The sequence below is a fragment of the Pseudolysinimonas sp. genome (assembly GCF_057350545.1).
This window is the reverse complement of record NZ_JBMRCP010000121.1, coordinates 25,280-35,010: the sequence shown is the minus strand read 5'-3', so window position 1 is coordinate 35,010 and position 9,731 is coordinate 25,280. Positions and strand designations below refer to the sequence as shown.

The following is a 9,731-nucleotide window of genomic DNA, read 5'->3' as shown; positions in this document are numbered from 1 at the left end:
GGCTTCAGGATCGACGCCGCGTCGATCGCGCCCTCGGCGGCACCCGCGCCGACGAGCGTGTGGATCTCGTCGATGAAGGTGATGATGTCGCCGCGGGTGCGGATCTCCTTGGTGACCTTCTTGAGGCGCTCCTCGAAGTCACCGCGGTAGCGCGAGCCGGCGATGAGCGAGCCGAGGTCGAGCGTGTAGAGCTGCTTGTCCTTGAGGGTCTCGGGCACGTCGCCGCGCACGATCGCCTGGGCGAGGCCCTCGACGACGGCGGTCTTGCCGACGCCGGGCTCTCCGATGAGGACGGGGTTGTTCTTGGAGCGACGGGAGAGGATCTGCATGACCCGCTCCATCTCTTTCTCGCGCCCGATGACGGGGTCGAGCTTGCCGTCGCGCGCCGCCTGGGTGAGGTTGCGACCGAACTGGTCGAGGATCTGCGAGCCCTTGTCGGGCGTCGCGTCGTTGCCGCCGACCGCGACCTGCTCCTTGCCCTGGTAGCCCGAGAGCAGCTGGATGACCTGCTGGCGCACGCGGTTGAGGTCGGCGCCGAGCTTCACGAGCACCTGGGCGGCGACGCCCTCGCCCTCGCGGATCAGGCCGAGCAGGATGTGCTCGGTGCCGATGTACGAGTGGCCGAGCTGCAGTGCCTCACGCAGCGAGAGCTCGAGCACCTTCTTGGCGCGCGGGGTGAAGGGGATGTGGCCGGTCGGCTGCTGCTGACCCTGACCGATGATGTCTTGCACCTGCTCGCGCACGGCATCGAGCGAGATGCCGAGGGACTCGAGGGCCTTCGCGGCGACTCCTTCGCCCTCGTGGATGAGGCCGAGCAGGATGTGCTCGGTGCCGATGTAGTTGTGGTTGAGCATCTTCGCCTCTTCCTGGGCGAGGACGACCACCCGGCGGGCTCGGTCTGTGAAGCGCTCGAACATCTTGGACTCCTGGTGACGCCGGTCGGAAGGCGCCGATACATCCGAGGGTAACGACGGCGGCTGCCGAAATCTCCCGTGTTCGCTCACGGCTCAGCACGAGCTTGACGGCGACGGGGTGGAGGGGGTTATCGTAGATCGATAACAACGACTATCGATAAGGAGCGAAGGATGTCCTCCACCCCGGTTCCCCCGAAGCACGATGTCGCGGCCCTGTGGTTCGCGATCGTCATCGGTGCCGGCGTCGCCGTCTACACCGTCGTCCAGGCGGTGCTGCGCATCGCCGAGATCGTGCCCAATCGCGACGTCCCCGTGACTGCCGGCTTCGCCGATACCCCGGCGACCCTGCCCATCGGACCTGGCGGCGCCGACGTGGAGGTGGTCGCCGAGCAGGTCGTGCTGCGCGTGAGCGACATGCCCCCCGTCACCCTCGGGGCGCTCATCATCGCCGAGGTCGCCTACGCACTGGTCGTCGTGGTCGGCGTCGCGCTCGTCTGCCTCACCATCCGCAACATCACCCGCGGGCAGGTCTTCGCCCGCAGCACAGTCGCCTACGTCGGCACCGCCACCCTCGTCGGCGCCATCGGCTGGGTGGTCGTCTGGATGTTCCGCACCATGGGAGCGAACGGCGGAGCGGCGGCCCTCGCCGGCGAGCGCCCCGTCAACACCGCCTTCGAGATCGAGCCGATCGTGTTCTTCGCCATCGGCTCGCTGGGCGCGCTCACCGCCGCGTTCCAGATCGGCCACAAGCTGCAGCGCGACGCCGAGGGGCTCGTCTGATGGCCGTCATGACCCGCACCCGTCGTGCCGCCAACCTGGCCGAGAAGACGATTCTCGGTTTCATCGCCGGCGCCGCCGCGGCGATCGCCGGGGTCGACCTGGTGCTCGGCGTGCAGTGGATCATCGACCTCGTCACCCCGGGGCCGACCACGCTCGTCGGCGCGGTCCTCAACACGGCACTCGAGGTCGAGAGCTCGTCGCCCTTCGTGGTCGCCGCCGACACCGCCACCATCGACCTCACCGTCTCGGAACTGCCGACCGGGGCGATCGCCGCTCTCGTCGGCGCCGCAATCGTCACCTCGCTCCTGACGATCGGCGTCTGCGTCGTCGTCGCCTGGCTGTGCCTGCGCGTCTTCCTGGGCAAGCCGTTCGTGCGCTCGGCGACGTGGGGCATCGGCGCCGTCGCCATCCTCGTGATTCTCGCCGCACTCGGCGGTCCGCTGCTCACCGGGATCGCGCATGCCGACGCCGCTCTCGCGCTGGGCATCGAGGAGCTCGCCCCCTTCATGGTGCGGGTCGACCTGGCTCCGCTCGGCTGGGCCTTCGCGCTCGCCGTCGTCGCCGGAGCCTTCGAGATCGGACACCGCCTCCAACGCGACACGGAAGGACTCGTCTGATGGCTCCGCGCCGAGTCGCCTTGAACGCCGTGCGGGCTCTCGCGCTCGTCGTCGGCGTCGTCTCCGCCGCCGCGGGCATCGCCTACGCCATCCCGACCCTCGTCGGACCGCAACTGCTCTGGGTGCTCGACGGCGGGCCGCCGGGCGTGAGCGGGCTCGTCGAGCTCCGGCTCGAACTGCGGGTCGCCCACGCCGCGACCGTGCTGCTCGGAGCGGCGACCGTCGCGGTCATGGCGTTCCTCCTCGCCGATCTCGCCGGACGCGTGCGGCCGGGCGTCGAGTTCGTGCCCGCCGTGACCCGCACCGCGTGGGCGCTCGCGATCGTGCTCGCCGTCGGCTCGTGGCTCGCGCAGATCGGCGAGAACCTCGCCGTGCGGTCGGGGTCGATCTATCCCGACACGGGCGACCCCGCCGCGATCGACCCGTCGACGCTGCCGCTCGCGTGGGACGTCGGGCTCGGCACGTTCCTGCCCGACCTCCCGCTGCTCGGTCTCGCCCTCGCGTTCGCGCTCCTGGCCGGGATCATCCAGGCGGGCGAGCGGCTCCAACGCGACACGGAAGGACTCGTGTAGATGGCCCCCGCCGACGACGAGGATGCCGGCCGCATCCACTGCCGCCTCGACGAACTGCTCGCGGAGCGGGGTATGACCCTGACCCGCCTCGCCGAGCTCGTGGGGGTGAGCCTCGTGAACCTCTCGGTGCTCAAGAACGACAGGGCGCGCGCCATCCGCTTCTCGACGCTCACGGCGATCTGCGACGCGCTCGACTGCCAGGTGGGCGACCTGCTCGTGGTGCGCTGACCCCCGTTCGGGGTACTTTGGGTGAGTTCTGCTCACTGAAGTCGGGGGTTCGTGTGGATCGCAGCGGCGGTGTGATCGCGTCCGTGGGCGCGGTCGTCGTGCTCCTCACCGGGTGCGTCGGCATCCCGGTGCCGGTGGAGACCCCCGCGCCGGAGTTCGCCGCACGGCAACTCGCGGCGGTGGGTCTCACGGTCGAGGACTTCGGGACGGGGTGGGCGCTGCTGCCCGGGGACGACGGCTCGGGCGGCGGACCCGCCACCGAGGATGTCGAGTACGGCGATCCCTGCTCGTGGGTCACCGAGTGGCTTCCCGACCTCGACGCGTTCGCGACGCACTCCTGGCGGATGTACGGGGCGGGCGACGACGCCACGTTCGCCTCCGATTGGATCGCCGCCGCGGCGCCCGGGGTCGACCTGCTCGACGAGCTCGACGAGTTCCGCGAGGCGTTCTCGTCGTGCGAGCCCGTGACCTTCGACGACGGCTCGACGGTGCAGATCACGCCCGGCGCACAGTCCGACCTCGGGGATGCCGCGTTCTCGTACGACGCCGCCTTCACCGGGCCCGACGGAACGTCGTGGGGACGCGGCGAGGTTCACACGGTCGTGTGCGGCCCGCTCTGGCTGCACCTCTCCTATGTCGGCTACGACCCCTTCGTGGAACGGGATGCCCTGCTCGCCACGCTCGTCGACCGCGCCTCCGAACTCGGCGGCTGCTGAGACGAGTCAGCGCTGCGGGTTCGACGCCATCCCGTCGAGCCAGAGCGTGTCGGTGGGGTCGCTGTGCGCGCCGCCGGAGTCGACGTGCTTCGCCGAGATCTGCGGCCCCTTCGTGATGACGTGCACCATCGCCATCCCGTGGCCGCGACCCAGCCCGTAATCGGCGGCGAGCCATTCGAGGATGGGCCCCGCCTTCGTGCCGGGCCCGAAGCCCCGCTCCTCGGCGAGGGCGAGCAGCTGGCGCGGGGTGAGGCCGGTCTTCTGCTCGATGTTGTCGAGGTACGCCTGGAACGACATGTGTCGAGGTTACGCGTCAACCGTCTGGACCGGGGCCCGGCGATGGCCTTCGCTGGCGGGATGTGGTTCGACTCCTGGTCCGACATCCTGCGCACCCTCGTCGTCGGCGTGACCGCGTACGCGGTGCTCGTGCTGGTCGTGCGCATCGCGGGCAAGCGCACGCTGAGTCAGTTCAACGCGTTCGACTTCGTCGTGACGGTGGCGCTCGGCTCGGTGCTCGCGACGGCGCTGCTCAGCTCCGACGTCTCGCTCGCCGAAGGCGCGGTCGCATTCGTGCTGCTCGCGGCGCTGCAGTTCGTCGTCGCGTTCCTCGAGTCGCGGGTGCGCTGGTTCCGCCGCGCCGTCTCGGCGAGCCCGACGGTGGTGCTGCGCGACGGGCAACCCGACCTCGACGCACTGCGACGCCACCGGCTCGGTCTCGACGAGGTGCGCCACGCCGCCCGGTCGACGGGGGTCGGCTCACTCGAGGCGATCGCCTGCGCCGTGCTCGAGACCGACGGGTCGATCAGCATCATCACGCGCGAGCAGGCCGGCGACGAGTCGGCCCTGCCCCCGCGCTAGTCACTCGTCGGTCGACGGTTCGGGACCCTCGCTCGCGTGGCTAGGGCCGGAGCCCTCGAGTTCCGACCCCTCGATGCCCTCTCCTCCGAGCACCTCCGACGACTCGCGGTGACCTCGCCGTACGGCCGCGAGAGCGTCGGCCGCCCGCACGAGCGCCAGGTGCGAGAACGCCTGCGGGGTGTTGCCGACGTGCCGGCCCTCGACCGGGTCGTACTCCTCCGACAGCAGCCCCACGTCGTTCGAGAACCCGACGAGTCGGTCGAGCAGCGCGGCGGCGTCGTCGGTGCGACCGGACTCGGCGTACTGGTTGACGAGCCAGAACGAACACGCGAGGAACGGATGCTCTCCCCCCGCGAGTCCGTCGACGCCGCTCTGCGTGCGGTAGCGGGTCACGAGCCCGTGGTGCAGCAGCTTGCGCTCGATCTCGTCGACCGTGCCCAGCATCCGGGGGTCGTCGGCCGCGATGAAGCCGATCTGCGGCAGGGTGAGGAGCGAGGCATCCACCTCGGTCGTGTCGTAGTGCTGCACGAAGTGGCCGCGCTCCGCATTGAAGCCGCGCGCCTCGATCTCGTCCCGCAGCCGGTCGCGGGCCGCCTCCCACTTCTCGACCGGCCCGCGGAGGCCATGCTCGCGCACCGCGCGCACGCCGCACTCGAACGCGGCCCACATCATCGCCCGCGACTGCGTGAACCACCGCTCGGGGCCGCGGATCTCCCAGATGCCGTGATCGGGACGCTCGAGGCTGTCGAGCAGGAACCCGAGCAGCGCGACCTGGAGCGGCCACGAGAACTCGTCCTCGTCGGCACCCGCGAGCCTGGCCTGCTCGAGGGCGAGCATCACCTCGCCGAAGACATCCCCCTGGAACTGCGTCGCCGCACCGTTGCCGATGCGCACCGGGTGGGCGCCGAGGTAGCCCGGCAGGGTCGTCGACTCGTACTCGTCGAGGTCGCGCTCCCCGCCGATGCCGTACATGATCTGGATGTCGGCGGGGTCGCCCGCGATCGCCCGCAGCAGCCAGTTGCGCCAGTCCGCGGCTTCCGCGTGGAACCCGTGGATCAGCAGCGCCTGCAGCGTGAGGGCCGCGTCGCGCAGCCAGACGTAGCGGTAGTCCCAGTTGCGCCCGCCGCCGAACTCCTCGGGGAGGCTCGTCGTCGGGGCGGCGACGATCCCGCCGGTGTCCTCGTGGGTGAGCGCCCGCAGCACGAGCAGCGACCGCCGCACGGCCGCCTCGTGCTCGCCGAGGTCGTCGCACGACCCGATCCAGTCGGTCCACCACTGCTCGGTGCGCTGCAGCTCCTCGTCGACGTCGATCGGCGTCGGCGGCTCGCGGTGCGACGGATACCAGGTGAGCACGGTGTCGACGGTCTCGCCCTCGGCGACTTCGAACTCGTCGCGGTGGCTGAGGTCCTCCGCCGTGAACCGACGTCCGCGCACGACGACCGAGTCGGGCCCCGCCACGGCGATGAGTCCGTGCAGCCCGTCGTCGCGCCGCTCCTGCCGCACCCACGGGAGGGCGTCGGCGTAGCCGAACCGGATGCGCAGGTCCTGCCGCATCCGCACAGTGCCCCGGATGCCGCGCACGCGTCGTACGAGATCGGCACGTCGGTTGCCGACCGGCATCGCGTCGATCACCTCGACCTCGCCGTCGGGTGTCTCCCAGCGGCTGACGAGCACGAAGGTGTCGCCGCGGTACTCGCGGGATGTGCAACGCTCGCCGCCGACGGGTGCGATCGTCCAGTGGCCGTGCTCCGGGTCGCCGAGCAGGGCGCCGAACATCGACGCCGAATCGAAGCGCGGCAGGCACAGCCAGTCGATGCTCCCGTCGGCTCCCACGAGCGCGCCGGTGTGCAGATCGCCGATGAAGGCATAGTCCTCGATCGGAAGGGGCATGCCTCGACGTTACGTCGTAGCATCCGAACGTGAGCAACCTTGAGTCCGAACCGGCCGAGACGGTATGCCTCAGCGAGCCCTCTCCGGGCGTCGAGGTGCTCGCGCCGCGCGAGGTGCCGCTCGGCGGCCCCCGGGCGCTCACCGTGCGTCGCACGCTCCCGCAGCGGGCGCGCAGTCTGATCGGGGCGTGGTGCTTCGCCGACCACTACGGCCCCGACCCGGTGACCGGGCCGGGCGCGATGGACGTACCGCCGCATCCGCACACGGGTCTGCAGACGGTGAGCTGGCTGTTCGAGGGCGAGATCGAGCACCGCGACTCGACCGGGGCGCACGCCCTCATCCGGCCCGGTCAGGTGAACCTCATGACGGCCGGCTCCGGCATCCAGCACTCGGAGGTCTCGACGGCGGCGACCGCGCGGCTGCACGGGGTGCAGCTCTGGGTGGCGCTGCCCGACGCCTCGCGCGGCGTCGCGCCGTTCTTCGAGCATGCGAATCCCGAGCCGATCACCGTCGGGGATGCCGTCCTCCGCGTCTTCGTCGGAGCGCTCGACGGCGGCAACTCGCCCGTCACGGCGTTCAGCCCGCTGCTCGGGGCGCAGATCGACCTCCCCGCGGGCGGAACGGTGACCTTGCCCGCCGATCGGGGGTTCGAGTACGGGCTGCTCGTCGACGCCGGCACCCCGCGCTTCGGCGGGGTCGACATCCCGACCGATCACCTCGGCTACCTGCCGCCCGGGCAGTCCGAGCTGCGCCTCGAAGCGGGCGATGAGCCGATGCGCGCCGTGCTGCTCGGCGGGTTGCCGCTCGGCGAGCCGATCGTCATGTGGTGGAACTTCGTCGGGCGCAGCCACGACGATGTCGTCGCGTTCCGGGCTCAGTGGCAGACCGACGTGATCGACGGCGTCGACCCGGCGGGGCGATTCGGTCGCGTCGAGGGCTACCCCGGAGCCGCGCTGCCCGCACCCGCGCTCCCCAACGTGAGGCTGCAGCCGCGCGACTGAGAGCGCCACCCGCTTTCCTCCCGGCCTCCGCTCTGCCACGGTGGGAGGCATGAGACGACGCACCCTGCCGCGCATCCTCGCCGTCGGCGCCCTCGTACTCGCCCTCGCCGGGTGCGTGCGCTTCCAGGCCGACCTGACCCTGAACACCGACAACACGGTCGACGGCAGCATCGTCGTCGCGGTCGTCGTCGCCGAAGAGACCGAGGAGGCGCGCACGACCGCGCTCACGCAGGCCGGAGACATCGAGTCGCAGCTGCTCGGATCCCTGCGGGATGCCGCGGGCGTCTCCACCTCCGAATACGAGGAGGACGGCTACCTCGGGTCACGCATCACGTTCGACGACGTCGCCCTCGACGCGTTCTCGGGGCAGAAGCCGGAGTCGCTCAAGTTCACGCGCGACGGTGACGAGTACCTGTTCACGGGGGTGCTCGACTTCAGCGCCCAGTCGATCCCCGACGACGAAGGTGAGGAGGATGCCGGCACCAACCTCACGGTCTCGGTCACCTTCCCGGGCGAGGTGTCGGAGCACAACGGCGAGCTCGCCGGCACGACCGTCACGTGGTCGACGCCGATCGACCAGCGTCTCGAGATGTCCGCCCGCGGCGCGGCTGCTCCCCCCGGTCCGCCCGTGCTGCTCATCGTGCTCGTGATCGTCGGCATCCTGGTGCTCGCGGCCGCGGTCGTGGCGGTGCTGCTGTTCCTGCGCTCGCGTCGCGCGAAGGCTGTGGCCGGCGCACCCGCGACCGCTCCGGAGGTCGCGACGCCGGCGGTCGAAGCGCCCGCGGTCGCCCCGGTTGCGGATGCTCCGGTCGCGACACCCGATCCCGAAGCGCCGGCCCCCGCGAAGAAGCCCCGCACTCCGAAGACTCCGCCGACGGACTCGGCGGTCGAGTAGCGCCGCGGGCGCGACCTTCGCGAGGGGGTCTCGCCACGCCGCTTCGCGGCTACTCGACCACCGAAAGTCCCGGCTACTCGACCACCGAGTTGCGAGAGCGCTTCGCGCGCTCCTCGGCCTCGATCTTCGCGGCGGTCTCGCGCTCGGTGCGGTCGGAGCGGAAGATCGCGCGGAACACGAACCAGAAGAGCACGCCGAAGAGGAGCGTCGGCACGATCGAGAAGATCGCGTTCCCCCAGAAGTCGTCGGGCATGAAGCCAGGCTAACCCGACGTCAGAGGGAGAGGATCCAGGCGACGGCGACGACGCCGACGATGACGACGAGGCCGACGAGCGCGATGAGGCGCGAGGTGCGGCGATCCATCGTCAGCCCTTCGCGATGATGCCGAGGATGCCGCTCACGACGAGGAACACCCCGATGCCGCCGACGACGATCCACGTCGTGACGCGGGAGGCCGTGATCGGTCGCGGCGGGCGCGAGCCGTCACCGGGCGGCGGGGGTGCTGCGTCGGTCACGATCGCACCCTAACAGGCGGGATCAGGACTCCTGGCGCCGCAGCCGCAGCCACTCGCGACCGACGACCGCGAGCAGCAGGCCGGCGAACGAACTGGCCGCGGCGATCCACACGAAGCCGTTCACGGCCGTGCTGAGGTCGAGACCGGCACCGGCCTCGGGCACGGAGACGTCGGTGGGTGCCTCGACCACGGGCTGTTCTTCGACGGGCGGCTCGGCGGGTTCGCCCGGACCGAGCGTGTCGAGCTGGATGTCGAGGTGGAAGGTCGCGACCGGCGACCAGGCGCCGTCGGGCAGCGCGCGCACCTGCCAGTGGTAGGTCGCGGCGGTGAGGTCGGTGAGCCGGTGAGACTCGCCGCCCGGGAAGGCGCGCCCGCCGTCGTCGCCGACCTCGAGGGCGCCCGAGGAGTCGAGGGCACCGTCGGCGTTCCAGCGCAGCTCGTAGCCCGCGTCGCCTGCCGCGGTCCAGCGCAGCACGGGATCGGCGTCGACGAGCTCGCCCTCGGCGGGTGAGACGGGCGACACGGGTGAGGCCGACTCCGCGGCGGACGCCATCGCGGGCACGACGACGAGAACGCTCACGATCGCGACGATGAGCGCGATCGGGAAACGCATCCATCCGGCGAGGGGGGATCGCACGGGTTCGAGTCCTCCGATGCGACCGGCGGGGGTTCCGGTCTTCCGCCAGGCTAGTTCGCCCCACCGTCCACCGCGACGGGTGGCGACCCCGCCGCGCACCCCAGTTCG

The 9,731-nt window shown here is 71.2% G+C and carries 14 protein-coding genes; 8 read left to right on the top strand and 6 right to left on the bottom strand.

Translation table 11 applies throughout. The features are described from left to right. On the bottom strand, positions 1-917 hold a 917-nt coding region (locus tag ACO1X9_RS16495), incomplete at its 3' end, for a Clp protease N-terminal domain-containing protein (RefSeq protein WP_486351944.1). Between the two features lie 168 nt (positions 918-1,085). On the opposite strand from ACO1X9_RS16495, the gene ACO1X9_RS16490 reads away from it, so the two are divergent. From ACO1X9_RS16490 to ACO1X9_RS16470, 5 genes are all read left to right on the top strand, one after another. Further along, positions 1,086-1,694 (top strand): hypothetical protein, encoded by a 609-nt coding sequence (locus ACO1X9_RS16490; protein WP_486351943.1) that lies wholly within the window; start codon positions 1,086-1,088, stop codon positions 1,692-1,694. After that, positions 1,694-2,311 carry a hypothetical protein gene (locus ACO1X9_RS16485; protein ID WP_486351942.1) on the top strand — a complete coding sequence of 206 codons (618 nt, stop codon included), beginning with the start codon at positions 1,694-1,696 and terminating at the stop codon, positions 2,309-2,311. The genes ACO1X9_RS16490 and ACO1X9_RS16485 overlap by 1 nt, the downstream gene beginning before the upstream one ends. Further along, entirely contained in the window at positions 2,311-2,883 is a 573-nt protein-coding gene (locus ACO1X9_RS16480) for a hypothetical protein (RefSeq protein WP_486351941.1), read from the top strand. The genes ACO1X9_RS16485 and ACO1X9_RS16480 overlap by 1 nt, the downstream gene beginning before the upstream one ends. Next, entirely contained in the window at positions 2,884-3,111 is a 228-nt protein-coding gene (locus ACO1X9_RS16475; protein ID WP_486351940.1) for a helix-turn-helix domain-containing protein, read from the top strand. 71 nt (positions 3,112-3,182) lie between these two features. After that, a complete protein-coding gene (locus tag ACO1X9_RS16470) occupies positions 3,183-3,827 on the top strand; it encodes a hypothetical protein (RefSeq protein ID WP_486351939.1) in 645 nt (214 codons plus the stop codon). A gap of 6 nt (positions 3,828-3,833) precedes the next feature. Here ACO1X9_RS16470 and ACO1X9_RS16465 read toward each other — a convergent pair whose 3' ends face one another. Next, positions 3,834-4,124: a DUF4287 domain-containing protein gene (locus ACO1X9_RS16465; RefSeq protein ID WP_486351938.1), complete on the bottom strand. Its 291-nt coding sequence runs from the start codon at positions 4,122-4,124 to the stop codon at positions 3,834-3,836. 42 nt (positions 4,125-4,166) lie between these two features. Here ACO1X9_RS16465 and ACO1X9_RS16460 point away from each other — a divergent pair, with 42 nt between their 5' ends. Further along, the gene (locus tag ACO1X9_RS16460; RefSeq protein ID WP_486351937.1) at positions 4,167-4,685 is read left to right on the top strand and encodes a DUF421 domain-containing protein; all 519 of its coding nucleotides are present in this window, start codon (positions 4,167-4,169) and stop codon (positions 4,683-4,685) included. On the opposite strand, the gene ACO1X9_RS16455 is transcribed toward ACO1X9_RS16460, so the two are convergent. Next, a complete protein-coding gene (locus tag ACO1X9_RS16455; RefSeq protein WP_486351936.1) occupies positions 4,686-6,575 on the bottom strand; it encodes a glycoside hydrolase family 15 protein in 1,890 nt (629 codons plus the stop codon). It abuts the gene before it with no gap. 29 nt (positions 6,576-6,604) lie between these two features. On the opposite strand from ACO1X9_RS16455, the gene ACO1X9_RS16450 reads away from it, so the two are divergent. Beyond that, positions 6,605-7,576 carry a pirin family protein gene (locus tag ACO1X9_RS16450; protein ID WP_486351935.1) on the top strand — a complete coding sequence of 324 codons (972 nt, stop codon included), beginning with the start codon at positions 6,605-6,607 and terminating at the stop codon, positions 7,574-7,576. A gap of 49 nt (positions 7,577-7,625) precedes the next feature. Beyond that, positions 7,626-8,471 carry an LppM family (lipo)protein gene (locus ACO1X9_RS16445; protein ID WP_486351934.1) on the top strand — a complete coding sequence of 282 codons (846 nt, stop codon included), beginning with the start codon at positions 7,626-7,628 and terminating at the stop codon, positions 8,469-8,471. A 73-nt stretch (positions 8,472-8,544) separates the two neighbouring features. Here the strand turns inward: ACO1X9_RS16445 and ACO1X9_RS16440 are convergent, their stop codons facing one another. From ACO1X9_RS16440 to ACO1X9_RS16430, 3 genes are all read right to left on the bottom strand, one after another. Next, positions 8,545-8,724, bottom strand: coding sequence for a hypothetical protein (locus ACO1X9_RS16440; protein ID WP_486351933.1), 180 nt, complete (start codon positions 8,722-8,724; stop codon positions 8,545-8,547). A 112-nt stretch (positions 8,725-8,836) separates the two neighbouring features. Further along, the gene (locus ACO1X9_RS16435; RefSeq protein WP_486351932.1) at positions 8,837-8,986 is read right to left on the bottom strand and encodes a hypothetical protein; all 150 of its coding nucleotides are present in this window, start codon (positions 8,984-8,986) and stop codon (positions 8,837-8,839) included. Between the two features lie 22 nt (positions 8,987-9,008). Beyond that, positions 9,009-9,623, bottom strand: coding sequence for a hypothetical protein (locus ACO1X9_RS16430; protein WP_486351931.1), 615 nt, complete (start codon positions 9,621-9,623; stop codon positions 9,009-9,011). Between the last annotated feature and the right edge of the window lie 108 nt (positions 9,624-9,731).